Annotated in this window: 19 protein-coding genes; 7 read left to right on the top strand and 12 right to left on the bottom strand. The window is 69.0% G+C overall.

The features are described 5' to 3' along the window. The first annotated feature begins 3 nt into the window (after positions 1-3). A complete protein-coding gene (locus AAG827_RS01960; RefSeq protein ID WP_341924097.1) occupies positions 4-1,956 on the top strand; it encodes a GAF domain-containing sensor histidine kinase in 1,953 nt (650 codons plus the stop codon). Here the strand turns inward: AAG827_RS01960 and AAG827_RS01955 are convergent. Then, positions 1,953-2,741 (bottom strand): HAD-IIA family hydrolase, encoded by a 789-nt coding sequence (locus tag AAG827_RS01955; RefSeq protein ID WP_341924096.1) that lies wholly within the window; start codon positions 2,739-2,741, stop codon positions 1,953-1,955. The genes AAG827_RS01960 and AAG827_RS01955 overlap by 4 nt on opposite strands. A gap of 236 nt (positions 2,742-2,977) precedes the next feature. Here AAG827_RS01955 and AAG827_RS01950 point away from each other — a divergent pair, with 236 nt between their 5' ends. The 5 genes from AAG827_RS01950 to AAG827_RS01930 all read left to right on the top strand — a co-directional run bounded on the left by AAG827_RS01950 (position 2,978) and on the right by AAG827_RS01930 (position 9,763). Continuing rightward, the gene (locus AAG827_RS01950) at positions 2,978-3,676 is read left to right on the top strand and encodes a class I SAM-dependent methyltransferase (RefSeq protein ID WP_341924095.1); all 699 of its coding nucleotides are present in this window, start codon (positions 2,978-2,980) and stop codon (positions 3,674-3,676) included. Positions 3,677-3,743: 67 nt separating this feature from the next. Further along, a complete protein-coding gene (locus tag AAG827_RS01945) occupies positions 3,744-4,841 on the top strand; it encodes a PAS domain-containing sensor histidine kinase (RefSeq protein ID WP_341924094.1) in 1,098 nt (365 codons plus the stop codon). 917 nt (positions 4,842-5,758) lie between these two features. Then, complete coding sequence (locus AAG827_RS01940) at positions 5,759-7,114, top strand: hypothetical protein (protein WP_341924093.1); 1,356 nt, start codon at positions 5,759-5,761, stop codon at positions 7,112-7,114. Positions 7,115-7,785: 671 nt separating this feature from the next. Continuing rightward, a complete protein-coding gene (locus AAG827_RS01935) occupies positions 7,786-9,102 on the top strand; it encodes a potassium transporter TrkG (protein WP_341924147.1) in 1,317 nt (438 codons plus the stop codon). Continuing rightward, on the top strand, positions 9,095-9,763 hold the full coding sequence (locus AAG827_RS01930; protein WP_341924091.1) for a TrkA family potassium uptake protein: 669 nt from the start codon (positions 9,095-9,097) through the stop codon (positions 9,761-9,763). Before AAG827_RS01935 ends, AAG827_RS01930 begins: the two co-directional genes overlap by 8 nt. 66 nt (positions 9,764-9,829) lie before the next feature. Here AAG827_RS01930 and AAG827_RS01925 read toward each other — a convergent pair whose 3' ends face one another. Further along, entirely contained in the window at positions 9,830-10,051 is a 222-nt protein-coding gene (locus AAG827_RS01925) for a hypothetical protein (RefSeq protein WP_341924090.1), read from the bottom strand. A gap of 227 nt (positions 10,052-10,278) precedes the next feature. On the opposite strand from AAG827_RS01925, the gene AAG827_RS01920 reads away from it, so the two are divergent. After that, positions 10,279-10,617, top strand: coding sequence for a hypothetical protein (locus tag AAG827_RS01920; RefSeq protein ID WP_341924089.1), 339 nt, complete (start codon positions 10,279-10,281; stop codon positions 10,615-10,617). A gap of 38 nt (positions 10,618-10,655) precedes the next feature. On the opposite strand, the gene AAG827_RS01915 is transcribed toward AAG827_RS01920, so the two are convergent. The 10 genes from AAG827_RS01915 to AAG827_RS01870 all read right to left on the bottom strand — a co-directional run bounded on the left by AAG827_RS01915 (position 10,656) and on the right by AAG827_RS01870 (position 19,302). Beyond that, positions 10,656-11,156 carry a PPOX class F420-dependent oxidoreductase gene (locus AAG827_RS01915; RefSeq protein WP_341924087.1) on the bottom strand — a complete coding sequence of 167 codons (501 nt, stop codon included), beginning with the start codon at positions 11,154-11,156 and terminating at the stop codon, positions 10,656-10,658. 9 nt (positions 11,157-11,165) lie between these two features. Beyond that, positions 11,166-11,921: a glucose 1-dehydrogenase gene (locus AAG827_RS01910; protein ID WP_341924085.1), complete on the bottom strand. Its 756-nt coding sequence runs from the start codon at positions 11,919-11,921 to the stop codon at positions 11,166-11,168. Between the two features lie 25 nt (positions 11,922-11,946). After that, positions 11,947-12,855 (bottom strand): 3-oxoacyl-ACP reductase, encoded by a 909-nt coding sequence (locus AAG827_RS01905; RefSeq protein WP_341924084.1) that lies wholly within the window; start codon positions 12,853-12,855, stop codon positions 11,947-11,949. Between the two features lie 7 nt (positions 12,856-12,862). Beyond that, on the bottom strand, positions 12,863-13,054 hold the full coding sequence (locus AAG827_RS01900) for a ferredoxin (RefSeq protein WP_341924083.1): 192 nt from the start codon (positions 13,052-13,054) through the stop codon (positions 12,863-12,865). A 38-nt stretch (positions 13,055-13,092) separates the two neighbouring features. After that, positions 13,093-14,076: an NAD(P)/FAD-dependent oxidoreductase gene (locus tag AAG827_RS01895; RefSeq protein ID WP_341924082.1), complete on the bottom strand. Its 984-nt coding sequence runs from the start codon at positions 14,074-14,076 to the stop codon at positions 13,093-13,095. Between the two features lie 109 nt (positions 14,077-14,185). Continuing rightward, positions 14,186-14,917, bottom strand: a complete 732-nt coding sequence (locus AAG827_RS01890) for a hypothetical protein (protein WP_341924081.1) — start codon at positions 14,915-14,917, stop codon at positions 14,186-14,188. Beyond that, positions 14,914-15,441 carry a hypothetical protein gene (locus AAG827_RS01885; protein ID WP_341924080.1) on the bottom strand — a complete coding sequence of 176 codons (528 nt, stop codon included), beginning with the start codon at positions 15,439-15,441 and terminating at the stop codon, positions 14,914-14,916. Before AAG827_RS01885 ends, AAG827_RS01890 begins: the two co-directional genes overlap by 4 nt. Further along, positions 15,438-16,712, bottom strand: a complete 1,275-nt coding sequence (locus tag AAG827_RS01880) for an MlaD family protein (RefSeq protein WP_341924079.1) — start codon at positions 16,710-16,712, stop codon at positions 15,438-15,440. Before AAG827_RS01880 ends, AAG827_RS01885 begins: the two co-directional genes overlap by 4 nt. Continuing rightward, complete coding sequence (locus tag AAG827_RS01875) at positions 16,709-18,085, bottom strand: MCE family protein (RefSeq protein ID WP_341924078.1); 1,377 nt, start codon at positions 18,083-18,085, stop codon at positions 16,709-16,711. The genes AAG827_RS01880 and AAG827_RS01875 overlap by 4 nt, the downstream gene beginning before the upstream one ends. Continuing rightward, positions 18,082-19,302, bottom strand: a complete 1,221-nt coding sequence (locus tag AAG827_RS01870) for an MCE family protein (protein WP_341924076.1) — start codon at positions 19,300-19,302, stop codon at positions 18,082-18,084. Before AAG827_RS01870 ends, AAG827_RS01875 begins: the two co-directional genes overlap by 4 nt. Positions 19,303-19,305 lie beyond the last annotated feature (3 nt).

The raw sequence follows: 19,305 nt of genomic DNA, 5'->3' as shown, positions 1-19,305 counted from the left end.
GACGTGAGTCCTGTTCGTGCCCACGTGGGCGACCTGAGGCCGATCTACGCGATCATGCGGCGCATCAACACCGGTGCCGACGTGCAGTCCGTCCTCGAGGCGATCGCCGAGGGTGTCGCCCAGGCGGTGGGCTTCGAGGTCGCCGCCATCAGCTATCTCACGCGCGACCTCGAGCTCGAGGTCGTCACCGTCGCCGGCAGCACCGACGCCCGCGACCAGCTCGTGGGCAGCCGCGTGCCGCTCGCGGAGATGGAGCAGGAGCTGGCCCTGGCCGAGCCGCTGGGCTCGCTGTTGTTCATCCCCGCCGAGCGCTTCGCCGACGTGCCCACCACCGGCTGGATCCCGGCGGTCGACCCGTCGACCGACGCGAGCCACGCCGGTGACCGTTGGCGTCCCGAGGACACGCTGCGCTCCCCGCTCCTGTCCCCGGACGGCGAGCTGCTCGGCCTGCTCTCGGTCGACCTCCCCATCGACGGGCAGCGCCCTGATGCCGCACGCCGTGAGCTGCTCGAGATGTATGCCGAGCTGGCCGGCGTCGCGCTCAACAACGCCCAGCGCGCCTCCGACCTGGAGGACCAGGTGCGCCTTTCCCGGGCCGTGGAGGCCATCAACAGCACGGCTGCCGAGTCGCTCGCCGTCGCCCACATCGTCGAGAGCAGCGTGGCCCCGGTCGCGGAGGCCCTCGACGCCGACACCGTCTGGCTGCGCGTCTTCGGCGACGGAGGCGTGGCCGACCAGGGACAGTCCGCCCGCCACCCCGCCGGTGGCGGGCGCGCCACCCCCGGCATGCTCGAGCACGCAGCCGGTGACGCGCGCACTGCCTGGGCCGACGGGGTCGTCGTGCTCGCCCGGATCGGGGAGGACGGCTCGGTCGGGACCGCTGAACGCGCCCCGGTGGCCGGCTTCGGGCAGCACGAGTTCACCGGGGTGCGGCCCAGGCCGACCGACGCCGAGCGGGTCCCGGTGGCCGGTGGCACGGCCGGCTGGGTCCACCGCCGCGACGCGCCGGCCCAGCCCGCGACCGCCGACCAGTCCCAGGTCGTCGAGTTCCTCCGGGTCGCCAGCGCCGACAACGTGCTGCTCGCCCCGTTGGGCGCCGGACCCGACTGCCTCGGCTACCTCGTCGCCGTACGCCGTCGCGAGCTGGCCGACTGGTCGACGTCGGAGGTCCACGCGGCCGGCCAGATCGCCCGCAACCTGGGGCAGGCCGTCCTCAACGCGCGGCTGCTCGAGCACGAGCAGGTGCTCGTGGCCCAGCTCGAGAGCCTCGACCACTACAAGAGCGACCTGATCTCCACGGTCTCCCACGAGCTGCGCACCCCGCTGACGTCGATCTCGGGCCACCTCGAGCTGATCGAGGACGACCCTCGCGGAGCCACCGCGGCCAGCTTCGAGGTCGTGCGTCGCAACCTCGAGCGGGTGCTGTCCCTCATCGACGACCTGCTCACCCTCAAGCGGCTGACCGACTCCGAGGCACCCGTCGCCTCCGGGGTCGTCGACCTCCAGCAGGCGGCGATCGACGCTGCCTCGGCCGTCCGCCCGAGCGCCGTCGAGGCCGGCGTCACGCTCGTCGTCGTGCCGAGCGGCGGCCCGCTGCTCATCAGCGGCGACCGCGACGAGCTCGAGCGGGTGGCGCTCAACCTGGTCGGCAACGCCGTCAAGTACAGCCGCCGTGGCGACACCGTGACCGTCTCCACCGAGCGCACCGAGCGCTTCGTGCGGCTGGTCTGCCACGACACCGGGATCGGCATCAGCAAGGCCGACCAGGAGGAGCTCTTCACCGAGTTCTTCCGCTCCACCAACCCCGACGCCCTGACGCAGCCGGGCACCGGGCTGGGCCTGAGCATCGTGCGCCGCATCGTGCAACGTCACGGCGGGTCGATCCGGCTCGAGTCCGACCTCGGGGTCGGCAGCACCTTCACGGTGCGCCTCCCGCTCAGTCGCGTGACGAGCTAGAGACCGCGGCCCACCAGGGCGACGAGGTCGGCCACCGAGTCGCACACGATGGTCGGCCGGTAGGGGAAGTGCTCGATCTCGTGCGGCTTCGTCGACCCGGTCGTCACCAGGATCGTGCGGATGCCGGCCTCGAGGCCGCTGATGATGTCGGTGTCCATCCGGTCGCCGATCATCACCGTGGTCTCCGAGTGCGCGTTGAGCTTGTTGAGCGCCGAGCGCATCATCAGCGGGTTGGGCTTGCCGATGAAGTAGGGCTGCCTCCCCGTCGCGGTGCTGATCAGCGCGGCCACCGAGCCGCAGGCCGGCAGCTTGCCCTGCTGGCTGGGGCCGCTGGCGTCGGGGTTGGTCGCGATGAACCGCGCGCCCCCGTCGATCAGCCGGATCGCCTTGGTGATCGCCTCGAAGGAGTAGGTGCGGGTCTCCCCCAGCACCACGTAGTCGGGGTCACGGTCGGTCATCACGTAGCCCACGTCGTGCAGCGCCGTGGTCAGCCCCGCCTCCCCCACGACGTACGCCGTGCCGTCGGGCCGCTGGTCGAGCAGGAACTGGGCGGTGGCCAGGGCGGAGGTCCAGATCGACTCCTCCGGCACGTCGATGCCGCTGCCCAGGAGCCGTGCCCGCAGGTCGCGCGGCGTGAAGATCGAGTTGTTGGTGAGGACCATGAAGTCCAGCCCCGAGGCCTTCAACGCGTCGACGAACTCCTGGGCCCCGGGGATCGGCACCTCCTCGTGCACGAGGACGCCGTCCATGTCGGTCAGCCAGGTCTCCACAGCTCGATGCTCCATGGCGACATCCTCGCAGGGCCTTGCACGCCCTGCGACGCGTCAGCAAGCGCCGGATCAGTGAGGCTGCCACCCGATGACTCCCAACAGACGCGAAACTGCCGCGTGAGCCGATATGGATCTGTGGCACGCACGACATGGGGCATGAGCGTGCGTTCCTGCCTCGGCAACGGCGCGTTGGTTTGTTGCACTGGCGGGGCGACGGTAGGCATGAATCCGTGCCTTCCTCGGAGCCCTCCATGACAGCCAGTGACTATGACCGCTTCGCCGACGCCTACTCGGCGGAGAACGAGTCCAGCCTCCTGAACGCCCACTATGAGCGACCCGCGATGCTCCGCCTCGCCGGGGACGTCACGGGGCGCCGCATCCTCGACGCGGGGTGTGGCTCCGGCCCGCTGTCAGAAGCCCTGCGCGCTCAGGGGGCCTCCGTCACCGGCTTCGACGTCAGTGCGGGGATGGTCGACCTCGCTCGCCGCAGGCTCGGTGACGAGGCTGACCTGCACGTAGCCGACCTCGACGCCCCGCTGCCGTTCACCGATGCTCAGTTCGACGATGTCGTCGCGTCCCTGGTCCTGCACTACATCGAGGACTGGTCGACACCGTTGGACGAGCTCCGACGCGTGCTCCGCCCGGGTGGTCGGCTCATCGCATCGGTGAACCACCCCTTCGTCCGCAAGATGACTCATCCCGAGATCGACTACTTCGAGGTGTCGCAGTACTCCGAGGACTTCAGGTTCAACGGCGAAGATGCCGTGCTGACGATGTGGCACCGCCCACTGCACGCGATGACGGATGCATTCACCAGCGCCGGGTTCCGTATCGCCGTCGTGAGCGAGCCACCGTTCGACCCGGACACCCCCCGTGAGCTCCTCCCGCCTGGCATCGGCGAACGGACCGCGTTCGTGTGCTTCCTGTTTTTCGTGCTCGAGGCTGTCTGAAGCCCGCAGAGCCCGAGTCGCCCTGGGGTATCTTCCGGTGAGGGGCGTCTGAAGACGAGGTCAGGTTGTGTGGAAGAACGAGCCGGGACCGTCCGTGATGCACGCACTCGTCACGCAGGCGCGACTGGCGGTGGCCGCCTGCGACACCTCCGGAAACCTCATCATGTTCAGCCCAGCACTGGAACGGATCTTCGGCTGGTCGTTCACACCGTTGACCGAGGCTCAGTTCTTCGACGCCATCCCACTCCTGACCGCCGACGGCAAGACGCCCTTGCCGCCGGAGGACCGCCCATTGACTCGCGCCCGACACGGTGAGGTCGTCTCAGACGCGGTGGTGGCCGCCGACACCGCCGATGGGCGCCGCATCTACCTGCGCTGCAACGCAGCCCCGCTGCGGGACGATGACAGAACCGAGCGCGGCGCCGTGCTCCTGGTCCAGAACATCACCATGGAGACCGCCGGCCGGGTCGAGCAGGAAGAGCTGCGGCACCGGCTGATCGACACCGTGAACCACGAGTTCCGCACCCCCCTGACCAAGCTCATCGGTCACCTGGAGATCCTCGACGACTCATCCGAGGAGTTGCCGGCAGATGCCCAGTGGTCGGTCGGGGTGGCGCAGGATGCCGCGGCCGAGCTCAGCGATCTGGTCCTGAGGGTTTCCGGATTGGCCGATCTAGGGTCCCACGCGAAGTTGAACCCGACCGACTGCAACGTGGCCGGGCTCCTGCGTGACGTCGCCCGCGAGTTCGCTCCGGTCCTCGCGGCCCGCGCGATTGGCCTCGACGTCGATCTCCCCGATCGGGTCACGACCACCCTGGACCCCGGTGAGATCACCCAGGCCGTCGTGGAGTTGCTCGCCAACGCTGGGCAGTTCGCGCCACCAGGCTCCCGGGTGAGGCTTGAGCTCAAGGTGGGGCCTCAGTCGGTAGAGGTGAGTGTCATCGACCAGGGGGGCGGGATCCCCGCACGAGACCGCGATCGGCTGCTGCAACCGTTCGAGCGGGGCAGCCACCCCGGGCAGGAGACCAACAGCAGGGGGCTAGGCCTCGCCATCGCCCAGACCATCGCAGCCGCGCACGGAGGGAGCGTCACCCTGCGAGACAACGACCCCACCGGCCTCGTCGCAACCCTGACCCTGCCCCGCTACCGCCCCACCGATCGCTAGCAGCTAGAGGCCAGTTGCCGCGGGCGATCGGAGTGGAACACGGTCATCGGCATGTGCGGTCATCAGGTTGCTGACGCCATGAACGCCGCGAGGATGTAGTGCGGATGACGATCGAGGTTGTTGCGAGCTCGGTCGTGGCGCATGGTGGTGCGCGGGTCAGCGTGGCGTGCGGCGATCTGGACGTCGCGCAGGTCGACGCTGGCGTCGTCACGAAGGTGTGACGAAGCATGTGCGGGTGCATCCGAGCCGTGGCGACTGTGCCCGTGGCCCTGATGGTCTTGACGGGTCTCGGGGCCCGCGTCCATGGCATGCGGTGGCTCCGCGCTGCTGGCAGGTTTCGCGTTCCCGCTGACTTGGGGTGGCTTGGTGAGTGCGCGATGAACCGCCGCACGGCACCAGCAACGGATAGCACTGGCACCGCCCGACCATGCCGCGTAGAGGTCGGCGGACAGGCGGGGTCTACTTCCCAGCACTTCTCCCACCCTGCGGTGGAACCCGTCTCTGTCTCTTACCTGCCGGGATGGCCGGTGGCTCAGCCTAGGGACAATCGTGCGCTCGTGTCGCGATGCGCGCGAGCTCATCGCGGCAGAAGCGGAAGGTTCCGTGGACGCTCGGCTGTTCGCCTTCAGCGCGCCTTTCCCTCGGGCTCGCTTTCGTGGCTGGGAGTCCTCATTGCCGCAGGTGTCCGCCTGTGCGTGATCTAGGGTGACGGCTAGCTACTTGGGAGGCTACGGATGAGATCGAGAACCGGACTGCGGGTGCTGGCCGGCGTGGTGGGCATCACCACCATGGTCGCGCCGAGCGTGGTGGCCCTGAGTGGCGCGGAAGCCGCCGAGACCTGCTTCGGCCTGAACCCGACCATCACCGCACGCCCCGGCGCAGCCGAGGTGCGAGGCACCGAGGGCAACGACGTCATCGTGGCCGAGAAGGTCTCACGGGTGTATGCGCTGGGTGGCGACGACGCCGTGTGTGTCACCGGACGGTCCCGGATCGAGGCCGGCGACGGCAACGACCGAGTCCAGTCCCAGTCGCCTGTGCGCACCAAGACCGTGGTCGTCCTGGGCTCGGGCTCCGACCTGTTCGAGGGCTCGCTGGGCCAGGACGTGGTGTTCGCCGAGCAGACCTCCCCCAACGAGTTCACGGGCGAGCCGGAGTCGTCCCCCGGCACCGGCACGGAGAACACCGACGTCGTCCGCACCTACGGCGGTGCCGACGAGGTCTTCTCCGGTGCTCGAGAGGACAGCCAGGTCAACCAGGACGAGGTCCACCTCGGAGGTGGCGCCGACCGCGTGTCGGTGGTCACCTGGCGCGGGGGTGAGGTCCTGGTGTCCGGCTCGACCGGCACCGACGAGTTCTCCTACTCCTCCGGCGACGCGCTCGCGGAAGCCGTGGCGATCTCGATCGACCTCACTGCGGGCACGGCCATTGCTGACGGGGTCCGGTTCGCGACGGTCGAGGGCTTCGAGGACGTCGACGTCATCCACACCTCTGCGGCCCCGGGCTCCTCGCTGGAGGTGCGCGGCAACGGTGGGCGCAACACGATCGACGCGACCGCTTACAGAGTGGACACCGTCAGCATCAAGACCGGGGCCGGCCGCGACTGGGTCGATGCTTCCAACAGCGGCGGCAGAAGCATCAGCGTCGTGACGGGGGACGACAATGACGTCGTCTTTGCCGGCGCGGACAGTGTCAGCGTCCAGACTGGCGACGGCGACGACTCCGCTTCTCTCTACGCCCGCGGCATCGCTGACAGTCCGGGTGGGGTCAGCTTCGATGGGGGGGACGGCGCCGACGACCTAGAGGTGACGGGCGTCCTGGAATCCGTTCTGGGTGGGGATGGCTACGACTCGGTCAAGGTGAACCGCTACAGCGACGACGAGGACAAGCCGGCGCTCTTCGACCTCGCCAACGGGATCTTCACGCGAGGAGACCAGACCGCGGCCTTCGAGACCGAGAGGCTAGTCGTACATGCCTATGACGGCGAGAAGTACGCCGCGGCCACAATCCTGGGCTCGGAGGGGTCCGACAAGATCATCGTCTCGGGGTGCGGGAGCGTCGTCCGAGGTGCCGGCGGCAACGACGCCCTCATCTCCCGGACCGGGGAGTGCATAGGCGATGAGCCCCTGTTGTACGGCGACAGCGGCGACGACTTTCTGCAGGGCGCGCACTATCGAGACGTGCTGCGCGGTGGAGCAGGATACGACCGAGCCTTCGGCGGCCCGGGCAGCGATCTCTGCCGAGCCGAGTTCAAGCGCGAGTGCGAGCGGTACTGACCAAAGCGCCGGATACACAGAGCAATGCCCAAGACTCGCGCTCATCGGCAAGACCGCGCACATCGCGGCAGATGCGTGCGCCTGTAGAGGTCAGGAACCTGCGGTCGTGGCCCGGCGCCTACGTGCGTAACGTCCGAATGCCCAAGGCGATTGCTACCAACACAGCGCCGATGAACAGGGTTCCAAGCCCTACCCAGCGCGGGATCGAGTCGACGGGGCCCCAGGCCATCAGTGCCCCAAGGACCATGACGGCCAGTCCGCCTCGCAACGCGCCGATGGGTGCGAACTTTGCCTCCGGAGATGCCATGCCGCCGACCATAACGGACAGTTGGAAGCGCCATCGCAGCGCGGCATAAGCGCGTCTTCGAGCGCACGCCACGCGGCAGATCCAGAGGGATCTCCCAGACATTGCGGCTGATCGACCGCACTGGGCACGTGCGATCAACCGCATTGTTCATCCCGCCCTGATGTCGGCATGAGCAGAGTTTCACCACGCTCAGAAGCGGTGGCATGACGGATCCGGATCGCGGCTGGGAGCGGACGATCGCACATGCGTTGCCCTACCCGTCGCGGAGCCGTTCGAAGGATGGCTACTGTTTGACGCTGCCCACACCGAGCATTGACGAGATTGAGGAAGGGGCTGGCGGGTGAGGTGGATCTGGAACGGGCTCATGCACCCGGCCCGTGTCGTCCCAGCGGCGTTCTTCGCTGCTGTCGTCGTCGGCACCATCCTGCTGTCGCTTCCCTACTCGACACCAGGTCCGACCCGGCCTCCGGTGTTGACTGCTGCGTTCACGACCGTCTCCGCGGTCTGTGTCACGGGGCTCACCAACGTCGATACCGCGACCTACTGGTCGCCGTTCGGGCAGGTCGTCATCATGGGCCTGATCCAGGTGGGCGGGTTCGGCATCATGACCCTCGCGACCCTGCTCGGGATGCTGGTGGGCGGGAAGCTGCGACTCAAGTCGTCCCTCATCGCCCAGGCCGAGACCCACACCCTCAACATCGGCGACGTCCGCCATGTCATCCGTCGCGTCGCCATCACAGTCCTGGCGTTCGAGGCTGTGTTCGCGACCGTCCTGACGGTCCGCTTCCGGGTCGCCTACGACGACTCGTGGGGACAAGCCCTGTGGCACGGGGCGTTCCACGCAGTCTCGGCATTCAACAATGCTGGGTTCGCTCTTTACAGCGACAACCTCATCGGGTTCGTCGACGACGCCTGGATCATGTTCCCCATCTGCGTGGCCATTATCGCCGGAGGCATCGGCTTCCCCGTCCTGTTCGAGCTACGCCGACGGTGGCGCACACCCCGCGCATGGACCGTCCATACCCGCTTGACCGTGTACGGATCGCTCGGCCTCCTGGTTCTTGGCACGATGGGCTTTCTCGCCCTGGAGTGGTCCAACAACTCGACCATCGGAGCTCTCGACACGTGGGGGAAGGTTGTCGCAGGCGTGACTGGCGGGGTCGTGCCCCGAACGGCTGGCTTCAACAGCATCGACTACGGCCAGATCACCCCCGAGACGATGGCCATCAACTACGTCCTCATGTTCATCGGAGGCGGATCGGCAGGCACCGCGGGCGGCATCAAGGTCACCACGTTCTTCCTGCTCGCCTACGTCATCTGGTCCGAGATCAGGGGCGAACGCGACACCAACATCGCTCACCGCAGCATCGCCGGGTCCACCCTGCGCCAAGCCCTCACCGTGGTCCTCCTCGCCATTGCCGCCATCAGTCTCGGCACCATGTCGATCCTGCTCGCCACCGACTACGCCCTCGACGTCGTCCTCTTCGAAGCCATCTCGGCCTTCGCCACCGTCGGACTGTCCACCGGCATCACCCCTGACCTGCCACCGACAGCCGAGATCACCCTCATGGTCTTGATGTTCGTAGGCCGCGTCGGCACCATCACCGTCGGCACTGCGCTGGCCTACAAGTCCCGCCACCACCACTACCGCCTGCCTGAGGAGCGCCCCATTGTTGGCTAAGAGGAAAACCGACAGCGTCTCCGTTGTCGTCATCGGGCTCGGACGATTCGGGTCCGCTGTCGCCGAGTCGCTCGTCAACCTCGGACAAGAAGTCCTCGCCATCGACGAGAACCGTGAACTCGTCGAGCGCTGGTCCGACGAGCTCACCCACGTCGCCCAGGCCGACACCACCGACGATGAAGCGCTCCGCCAACTCGGTGTTGCCAACTTCGACCGCGCCGTCGTTGCCATCGGTGCCGACATCGAGGCGAGCGTCCTGACCGTCCTGGCCCTCGCCGAGGCCGGCGTCCCCGACATCTGGGCCAAGGCAATCACCCGCAAACACGGACGGATCCTCGAGCGCGTCGGCGCACACCACGTGGTCTACCCCGAGCACTCGATGGGCGAAAGAGTCGCCCACATGCTCACCGGCGGGATGATGGACTACATCGAGTTCGACGACGCGTTCTCCATCGCCCGCTCCCTCGCCCCACAGGAGACCTGGGGCAAGACGCTGGCGGAGTCGTCGCCCCGCACCCGCCACGGTGTCACCATCGTCGGCATCAAGCGGCAAGGCGAGGACTTCACCTACGCCCGCCCCGAGACCAGCATCGACCGCCACGACCAACTGATCGTCTCGGGCCCCATCAAAGAGGTCGAACGGTTCTGCACACTTCGCTGACGTTGCGTTCCCATCGGTCATCTGGAGCACCGAAGCGTCTATCGTCGATGTGCGGGCTCATCCGCGTCACATACGGCGGTCGTTGGGCTCAGTGGGGTGAACGCAGCTACCCGGGAGGTACTCAAGGTCTGGCAGGTAACTCAGCGGCCCCCAGACAACCATCTGCGCGTCGTCCACCGCCGCAGCGCAGTCTTGATCGCTGAAATATCCTCTCTCGAACGCGGCGAAAGCGCCCGCGATCAGCCAGATGAGGACCAGGAACACACCCAACGTCAGAACCCTCTTCACGTCCCCACCCTCGCCACTCGTGTCGCCTTGGACGCACGAAGCAGAGTCCTGGTTGCACGTGGAAGGGTCGTCATCGGCATGAGCGCGCACCATCGGCGGCACATGCCGATGGCCGCCGAGCACGCGGGACCGGCGGCCGCCGACGTCTGCTGAAGCGTGTCGCCGGGCACGATTCCGCGATACGTTGCGCGGTGCCGCTGTGCGGTCCACGCCTGACAGGAGACCCCATGCCCCACGACCCGAGCCAGTCGAAGATCGATCGGCCCTTCACCCGTCAGTCCACGGTGCTCGAGCTGGCCTCGACACTGCCCGGGCGCGCGTTCAAGACCATGATCGTGCGCCAGCTCCCGGCGACAGCCACCGAGAAGGAGCGTCAGGAGCTGGAGGACCTCACCGTCAGTCTTCCGCTGGAGACCTTGGTGGAGCTCTCCGAGGGCAAGCTCCCCTGGGGGATCGCCGACTCCGTCGTCGACCTGGCCAACCGCAAGCCGCACCGTCTGGTCGCTCGTGGTGTCGGCGCCGGCGCGGGCGTCCTGAAGAAGGCCACGCGCGCCGTTCGCCGCTGACAGGGCGCACGATCGGGGCGCACGATCAGGGCGGCCGGCTACTGCCCGAGGAACTCCGCGGTCGAGCCACCGAGGTCCATCGCCGGCAACCCGAGTTTGCGGTGGTCCCAGCTGCGGGTGCGGATCGCGTCGAGACGCACCACGACGCGGTTCTTGGCCATCAGCTCGACGAAGGGCTTGAGCTCCTCGGTGTAGGGCGCGTTGTAGCGCTCGAAGACGTTGACGCACACGTCCCACACCACGTCGGTGTCCTCGATGACCTCGGCGGTCCCCTCGAGGGCGACGCCTCGCAGCTGGTCGTAGGTGTTGCCGGTCTCGACGAGGAAGCTCATCGTCGGATCACGGCGCAGGTTGACGACCTTCTGCGACTTGGCCTTGGTCTCGATCCAGATGTGGCCGTCGAGGTAGGCGTACCACATCGCCACGAGGTGCGGCCGACCCTGCGGGCCGAGCGTGGCGATGGTCGCGTTGCGCCGCTGGGTGAGGAAGGTGTCCACCTCGTCGTCGGACATGACGATCTGGGAGCGTTGATTGGCCATGAGCGGGGTTCAGCCTCCGAAGGCGTGGGTCGAGGTGACGCCGCCGTCGACGGCGATCTCCGCGCCGTTGATGTAGGCCGACTCGTCGGAGCCGAGGAAGACATAGAGCGGCGCGATGTCCTCAGGATGCCCGACGCGACGCAGCGGCACCTTGGACGCGCCGAACTCCATCGCGGCGTCTCCCCCGTGCACGCGGGTCATCGGGGTGTCGATCATCCCCGGGTGCACGGAGTTGACCCGGATGCCCTTGGGTCCGAGCTCCATGGCCGCGCACTTGGTCATGCCACGGATGGCCCACTTGGTGGCGGCGTACGCCGTGCAGCCGGCCATGCCGGCGAGTCCCTCGACCGACGAGGCGTTGATGATCGAGCCGCCGCCGTTCTTCCTCATGGTCCGCGTGACGGCCTGCATGCCCAGGAAGCAACCGAGCTGGTTGATGCGCCAGAGCAGCTCGACCTCGTCGGCGCCCTGGCGCTCGATGTCGCCGAAGCGCAGGATGCCGGCGTTGTTGGCCAGGATGCTCACCGGGCCGAAGCGGGTGTTGACGTCCTCCACCACCGCGGTCCACGACGCGGCGTCGCTGACGTCGTGCTGCACGAAGTGGGCGTCCGGACCGAGCTGGTCGGCCAGCGCCTGTCCCTCGTCCTTGGCGACATCCGCGATGACGATGCGCGCGCCCTCGGCCACGTAGGCACGGGCGATCCCGGCCCCCTGGCCCTGCGCGCCGCCGGTGACGATGGCGACCTTGCCGTCGAGACGACCCATGGTGGTGCTCCTTGCGAGTTGGTGGCTAGACGGTGAGCTGCATGACGGAGTCGGCGGCGAAGCCCTGGGCGGGGTCGCGTCCCTCGAAGTAGCCGCCGAGCTGCTGGTCGAGGTCGTCGAGCGTCCAGGCCGCTCCGGCCTTGTCGAAGCGCTGCTCCACGACCGGGGCCGCCACGAGGGCGACCATCCCGCCGTAGACCACGAACACCTGACCGGTGATCGAGTCGGCGGCCGGGGACGCGAGGTAGGCGACGAGCGGCGCCACGTGCTCGGGCGAGTAGGGGTCGATCTCGAGACCCGACTGGTCCTCGCCGAACACCTGGGCCGTCATCGCGGTGCGAGCGCGCGGGCAGATGGCGTTGGCGCGGACGCCGACCTTGCCGAGACCGCGCGCCGTGGAGAGGGTGAGCGCGGTGATGCCCGCCTTGGCAGCGGCGTAGTTGGCCTGTCCCGGGGAGCCGCCGAGGAACGCCTCGGAGGCGGTGTTGACGACCCGGCCGTAGACGGGGGCGTCGGTGTCCTTGGACTTCTGCCGCCAGTGGGAGGCCGCGTTGCGCGAGAGCAGGAAGTGGCCGCGCAGGTGCACGCGGATGACCGCGTCCCACTCGTCGTCGCTCATGTTGAAGAGCATCCGGTCGCGGGTCATGCCGGCGTTGTTGACGACGACGTCGAGCTGGCCGAAGCCGTCGACCGCGGCCGCCATCATGGCGTCGGCGGTCGAGCGCTCGGCGACATCGCCCTCGACGATGCTCACCTCGCCCCCGCGGGCACGGATCTCCTCGGCGGCCTCGTCGGCGGCTCCGGGCAGGTCGTTGAGGACGATCCGGGCGCCGGCGTCGGCCAGGGCCAGCGCCTCGGCGCGCCCGAGCCCGGCGCCTGCCCCGGTGACGATCGCGACGCGGCCGTCGAGTGACAGGTCGTGGTGGTCCACCATCAGCGGATCAGTCCTCCAGGGAGATGGCGGCGCGCGGGCAGGCCGCCACGGCGCGCTTGACGTTGTCGAGGGTCTCGGGCGTCGTCTCCTCGGCCTTGACCACGAGGTAGTCGTCGTCATCGAGCTCGAAGACCTCAGGGGCCATCGCCTCGCACAGGGCGTTGGACTCGCAGAGGTCGAAGTCGACCTTGATCTTCATGGGTTGTCTCCTTGCATCGAGAGGGGCGTGCGGTCTGCTCAGGCCTCGGACGAGTGGCCGGGGAACACCTTGGCCGAGGGGTCCATGGCAACGGTCGCGTTGTTGACCGCGGTGGCCGCCTCCCCGAAGCCGACGGCGATCAGGCGGACCTTGCCGGGGTACTCCGTGATGTCACCGGCCGCGAACACCCGCGGGAGGTTGGTCTGCATCGACGGGTCGACCACGATGTGCCGCTTGAGGACGTCGATCCCCCACTGCTGCAGGGGACCCAGGTCGGCGATGAAGCCGAGCGCGGCCACGATGGCCTGGGCCGGCCGGGTCGTGGTGACCCCGCCGACGGTGATGTCGACGGACTCGACGGTGGCACCACCGTTGATCGCGCTCACCTCGGCCTTGGTCACGATCTCCACGGTCGAGTCGCGCACCTGCTGGACCGTGCGCTCGTGCGCACGGAAGGCATCGCGCCGGTGCACCAGCGTCACGGACCTGGCCACCGGCTCGAGGTGGACGGCCCAGTCGAAGGCACTGTCGCCACCGCCGACGATGACGACGTCCTTGCCGGCGTAGGGGACGAAGCTCGGCACGAAGAACTCCAGCCCACGCCCGAGCCAGTCGGCCTGGGCGGGCAGCGGACGGGGGCTGAACTTGCCGATGCCGGCGGTGATGATCACGGCGCCGGCTCGCACCGTTGTGCCGTCGTCGAGGCCGACGGTGACACCCTCGTCGTCCTGGGTCAGCGTGGAGGCCGTGCGGTCCAGGAGGTACGTCGGGCTCGCGGTGCCCGCCTGGCTCACCAGGCCCTCGACGAGGTCGCGCCCCTTGATGCTGGGGAAGCCGGCGACGTCGAGGATCTGCTTCTCGGGATACATCGCGGTGATCTGACCACCGAGCTCGGGCAGCGAGTCGACCACCGCGACCCGGTGTCCACGGAAGCCGGCGTAGTAGGCGGCGTAGAGACCCGTGGGCCCGGCGCCGATGATGAGGAGGTCGGTCTCGACGGCGTCAGGTGTGGGAGAGGTCACGCCGTGATCCTTCCGTGCCGGGCCGTCATGCTCAACAGACGCGCCGCCTCGTCTCACGACGACGCCGCCTGGGCATTTCTGGAACGTGTTCTAGTTCGCCCGCACGCTATCAGATGGTCTCCATCTGGGAGACCAACCAGCCGCCCTCGGTCCGCACGACGGTGACCAGGATCTTGTACTGCGCGACGTTGAGGTCGGTGCCCGCCTTGGTGGTGCTCTGGTCGAGGAAGACCAGCGCCACGACCTGCTCGGGCGAGGCCTGCACCACCCCCTGGGCTGCGACCTCGGCGGTCACCTCGGTCTTCTGGGCGATGAAGTCCTCGCGGATCTCGGCCTTGGTCTGCCGGAACTCCTCGGCGAAGGAGTCGGTCATCTTCGACGCCGCCAGGTCCACCTGCTCGTCGTAGGTCCGGAAGGACGACGACACGATGTCGACGGCGGAGCGGGCGGCCGCGTCCACGGCCGAGGTCGCGGCCACCTTGCCGGTCACCACGGGCCGCTTGGCGGAGACCACGGGGTCGTCCTGGCCGTAGACGTAGAACGCCTCTCCTGCTGTCACCGCCGCGAGCAGCACGACGAGCGCGACCAGCAGTCCCGTCGTACGCCGTGAGGGCGGCGGGCGCTCCTGCTCGTCCTCGACCGGCCACTCCACGTGCTCGTGGCGGGCCTCCGGCTCCGGAGCCTCCTGGGTGACGTCCTCTGCGCTGTCCTCGGCGCTGTCGTCGAAGACCGGGTCGTCTGCACCGGACGTGCGTCCCGCGACCTTGCGCGGACGTGCGGTCGGCGTGCGGGCGCCCAGGGGCCGCTTCGGCGGACGCGGGCCCGGCCCGGAGACGCTCATCCGACGAACTCCAGGTTGTTGGTGCGCCACTCGCCGTCGACCAGCAGCAGGTCGAGGCGCAGGCGGAAGTCGCGCGCGGTCTGCTCGTCGTTGCTGGACACGTTGCTGACGCTGCCGTTGGTCGCGACGATGACGGTCGCGCTGTCGGCGTCGAGACCGGTCACGGCGGCCGACCGGACCGCCCCTGTCATCACCGACTCGTTGGTGGTCAGCAGGTCGACCAGGCTCTCGCTCGAGCCCTCGTACTGCTCGAGGAACTCCCCCGTCGCGTTGTCCGCGACGGCCTCGAAGGAGTCCTCGGGGGTGCGGTAGTCGATGTTGACGAAGGCAACGGCCATCCGGCGAGCGGCCTCGAGCACCTCGCCGTAGCGCTCCTGCTCGGCCTGCGCCGCCGCGCGGTTGTCGTGCTCGCGGAAGGCTGCGTAGCCGCCGACGCCGCAGGCCACGAGCAGCACCACGACGAGGACGGTGAGCAGCACCGGGAGCCGGGCCGCTCCCCTCTCGGACGCCCTGCCTGGCGTCATCGTGACGACACCGGTCCCACCAGCAGCCATTTCCACGAGTCATCTCCCAAGATCGACAGGTCACCCGGGTCGGTGAAACGCACCGGATCGCCGTTGCGGTCCACTGCACCGTAGACCAGGCCGGAGGTCGGGTCGTAGGAGCCACCGAGGGCGCGCGGCGGAGAGGCCGGAGGGGGTTGGGCGCCGGGCGAGTACTTCGGACCGCGCATGACGTACGGCGGGCCGCTGAGGCACTGCGCCGGGAAGATCGGTGCATCGGTCAGGTCGTTGGCCTGCCGCCACTGCGAGGGCGGCTTGTAGCCCTCGGTGCAGGGCGGGACGCTGTTGTCGAGCTGCAGGCTGACGTGGCCGTAGCCGTCGGGCGTGGTGCCGGTGAAGCCGCCGGCGATGGTCCGCGGGAAGGTCACCAGCAGCTGCTCGAGACCGTCGAGGTGCGAGACCACGACCTGGTTCACGCTGACGGCGTTGCCGAGCAGGATCGGCAGGGTGGGCTCGAGGTCCTCCAACAGGGCCTGCACCTCCCGGGCGGTGCCCGGGGTGCCCTCGAGGGTGGTGCGGATGTCCTGGTCGGAGTCGCGCAGGGCGGCGGTGAGCAGGCGGAGGTCGCGCGAGAACGCCCGGATGTTCTCCCCCTCGGCGCGCTGCGTGCGCAGCACGGGCAGCGCCGTCTCGAGCAGCCGCACCGTGACGTCGGTGTTGGCCGCGGCCTCCCGGATGAACTCCCCTCCGCCGTCCAGCAACCTCTGGAGGGGGACCCCGGTGTCGCGGAACATGATCCCGAGCTCCTCGATGAGGGTCTTGAGATTCTCCTGGTCGACCGACCCCACGAAGGAGTCGAGCTCCACGAGGAGGTCGGCCTCGTCCACGGGCAGGGACTCCATCGACCCGACCAGCGTGCTGCCGTTCTCGGCGTAGGGGCCCTCGTCGTCCGCGGGCTCGAAGTCGAGGTACTGCTCGCCGACGGCCGAGAGGTTGTGCACGAACATCGGCGCGTCCAGCGGCAGGCGCGTGCCCTCCTCGAGGGCCAGCTCGACGCTGACGCCGGCCCGGGTCGGGGTCATCGAGGAGACCTTGCCGATCTTGACGCCGCGGTAGGTCACCTCGCTGCCCTCGAAGAGGCCACCGGAGCCCGGCAGGGTCGCCTCGACCGTGATGCCGCGCCCCAGCACCTTGTCGACGAGGCCGAGGTAGGAGGCGGTGATGTAGACGATGCCGACGCAGGCCAGCACGACGAAGGCCAGCAGCCGGATCCTGATGCCGGTGCGGGTCACGACACCCCACCCCCGAACAGGCCGGTGGTGCTGGGCTCCGGGCTCGCCGCCCCGCTCGTCAGCGCCAGGTTGAGCCGGCCCAGGCCGGGCAGCAGTCCACCGAGGTCCGGCACCGGGAGCTCGAGGTCGGGCAGCGCGAGCCCGCCGTTGCCCAGCGCCTTCAGCGCGAGGCAGACCGGGTTGTCGGCGTACTTGGCGCGCTTGCAGTCCTTGACGAGCTTGGACAGCAGGTTGATGCTGCCGAGGACCTTGACGCAGGCCTTGCTGGTCAGGTCGGCGCTGGTGAGGCAGTCGAGGACCGTGTTGAGCGGGTCGTCGGGCAGCCCGGGGATGGGGATGTCCGGGAGGTCCGGTGCCGGGCCGCCCTCGCCGGGTGAGAGGAAGTTGGCGATGTTGATGTCGGCCTTGATCGAGGTGTTGGCGTAGTCGCCCAGCACGATCTCGCTGGCCTCCTGGGGGAACGGGAAGCTCAGCAGCAGGTTGAGGCCGGGCGCCAACTTGTCGCCGGCGGCACGCAACCGGTTGACGATCGGCTCGAGGCTGCGCAACGAGGCCACGAGGTCGTCCTTGCTGGCGCCGATGACACGGGTCCCGACGACGCCGAGCCGGTCGAGGGAGGACAGCATCGCGACCAGCTCGTCGTGCTGGTTGCCCAGCACCTCGATGGCCGGGCCCGCGGCGTCGAGCGCCCCCTCGATCGTGGTGCGCTCGGCGTTGAGCGTCGCGGTCAGGTTGTTGAGCGACTCCAGCGCGCTGATGATGTCGTCCTTCTGCGCGTCCAGGGTCCCGATGACGCTCTCGAGCGAGCCCAGCAGGCTGCGCACCTTGTCGGTGCGCCCGCCCATGACGTCGTTGATCTCCTCGGTGATCGAGCCAAGCTGTCCCACACCGCCACCGCTGAGGAGGAACGACAGCGCGCCGAGCACCTCCTCCACCTCGGGGTTGCGACCGGTCGCCTCCAGCGGGAGGTTGTCGCCGTCCTCGAGACGCCCCTGGGCGGTGCCGGCCTCCGGCTCCTCGAGGGCGACGTACTTCTCCCCCAGCAGGCTGACCTGGCGGATGTCGGCGATCGTGTTGTCGGGGAGCCGGATGTCGTCGCGCACCCGCAGCGTGATCTTGGCGTGCCAGCCGACCCGCTCCACGTCGATGACCTCACCCACGGTGACGTCGTCGACCATCACCGGCGAGCGGGGCACGATGTTGAGGATGTCGCGGAACTCCGCGGTGAACTCGTAGGCCTCGTCGGCGTCGACGGGCGAGCCGGGGAGCGGGAGGTCGTAGGCGCCGTCGAACTCGCACCCCGACGAGAGCAGCGCGAGGACAGCGACGAGTCCCACCCATCGGCCGCGGCGGTGAGTGGTCGGGCGCGTCACGGGGTGCCTCCCAGGAGGGTCGCGAGGCTGGGCTCGAGCTCGCTGGCGTACTGCTGCTGGACGACCTCGCGCCCTGCCGGCTCGTCCTGCACGACGGGCCCCACGCGGGCGCCAGCGGCGCCGCGGCTGGGGGGCGGGGTCAGGGCCGCCTCGCCGATCGGCTCCAGTAGGGCGGAGAAGATCTGGCAGGCGAGGTCCTTGCTGATGCGCGGGAGCGCGGACTGCTGGACCACCGAGCAGAGGAACCCGTCGGCGTCGGCGACGTTGCCGCTCACCCCGATGCGGGAGCCGATCGTGCCCGACTCGGAGTTGTAGGCCAGGACCAGGTTGCCGATGGCGACGGGGGCGATGCGCAAGGCGGTGTCGAGGTTGGACTTCTCGGAGTTGATGACCCGCACGATGCTGCTCAGCCTCTCGACGTTGCGCACCAGTGCCTTGCGGTTGCCGCGCACGAAGGTCTCGACGGTGCCCACGGCGTCGGCGACGGAGGCCAGGGCTGCCTGGAGCTCACCCCGCTCGGCCGACAGCTGGGAGGAGACCCCCGCGAGACGCCGGATGAACGCACGCACCAGCTTGTCGTTGGAGGCCAGCGTGCTGGTGAAGTCGGCCAGCTGCGTGACGGTGTCGAAGAGGTCGCCGCTGCCCTCGCCGAAGGTCGTCGCGGCCTCCGACAGGTCACGGATCATCTGGTTGGCACGAGCACCCTGCCCGTCGAGTCCCTCGGCCCCCGCCTCCAGGAGGTTGTCGAGGGTCCCGTCGGCGTTGACGCCGTTGGGTCCGAGGGTCTGGGTGAGGTCGCGCAGGGCGGCGTAGATGCGGTCGAGCTCGACGGGGACGGCCGTGTCGGGCAGCGCGATGTCGGCGCCATCGGCCATCACCTCGCCCTCGGTGTAGGCCGGGGTCAGCTGGACGAAGCGGTCGGCGACGAGGGTCGGCGTCACGATGACGGCCTTGGCGTCGGCGGGGACGTCGTAGGTGGCGTCGTACTCGATCTCGACGCGCACCGACTCACCCTCCGGCACGACGGCGGTCACCTCGCCGACGTTGACGCCGAGGATGCGCACGTCGGTGCCGGTGTAGACGCTGACCGCGCGCGGGAAATGCGCCGTGACGGTGCGGGTGCCCTCCCCGCCGCCCTGGGTGAAGGTGATGACGGCGGCGACGAGGAGCACCACCACGATGACGGGGGTGACGAGCCGGGGCAGGGAACGAGTCATGTG

Origin of the sequence: Nocardioides psychrotolerans (assembly GCF_943371775.1) — a bacterium.
Classification (GTDB): domain Bacteria; phylum Actinomycetota; class Actinomycetes; order Propionibacteriales; family Nocardioidaceae; genus Nocardioides; species Nocardioides psychrotolerans_A.
The sequence above is the reverse complement of the archived record's forward strand: the minus strand, read 5'-3'. Positions and strand labels throughout refer to the sequence as shown.

Excerpts from the sequence above, each read along its gene's own strand:
- AAG827_RS01955 (WP_341924096.1), bottom strand. The coding sequence starts at position 2,741 with ATGGAGCATCGAGCTGTGGAGACCTGGCTGACCGACATGGACGGCGTC.
- AAG827_RS01950 (WP_341924095.1), top strand. The coding sequence starts at position 2,978 with ATGACAGCCAGTGACTATGACCGCTTCGCCGACGCCTACTCGGCGGAG.
- AAG827_RS01935 (WP_341924147.1), top strand. The coding sequence starts at position 7,786 with ATGCACCCGGCCCGTGTCGTCCCAGCGGCGTTCTTCGCTGCTGTCGTC.
- AAG827_RS01920 (WP_341924089.1), top strand. The coding sequence starts at position 10,279 with ATGCCCCACGACCCGAGCCAGTCGAAGATCGATCGGCCCTTCACCCGT.
- AAG827_RS01915 (WP_341924087.1), bottom strand. The coding sequence starts at position 11,156 with ATGGCCAATCAACGCTCCCAGATCGTCATGTCCGACGACGAGGTGGAC.
- AAG827_RS01910 (WP_341924085.1), bottom strand. The coding sequence starts at position 11,921 with ATGGGTCGTCTCGACGGCAAGGTCGCCATCGTCACCGGCGGCGCGCAG.
- AAG827_RS01905 (WP_341924084.1), bottom strand. The coding sequence starts at position 12,855 with ATGGTGGACCACCACGACCTGTCACTCGACGGCCGCGTCGCGATCGTC.
- AAG827_RS01900 (WP_341924083.1), bottom strand. The coding sequence starts at position 13,054 with ATGAAGATCAAGGTCGACTTCGACCTCTGCGAGTCCAACGCCCTGTGC.
- AAG827_RS01890 (WP_341924081.1), bottom strand. The coding sequence starts at position 14,917 with ATGAGCGTCTCCGGGCCGGGCCCGCGTCCGCCGAAGCGGCCCCTGGGC.
- AAG827_RS01885 (WP_341924080.1), bottom strand. The coding sequence starts at position 15,441 with ATGACGCCAGGCAGGGCGTCCGAGAGGGGAGCGGCCCGGCTCCCGGTG.
- AAG827_RS01870 (WP_341924076.1), bottom strand. The coding sequence starts at position 19,302 with ATGACTCGTTCCCTGCCCCGGCTCGTCACCCCCGTCATCGTGGTGGTG.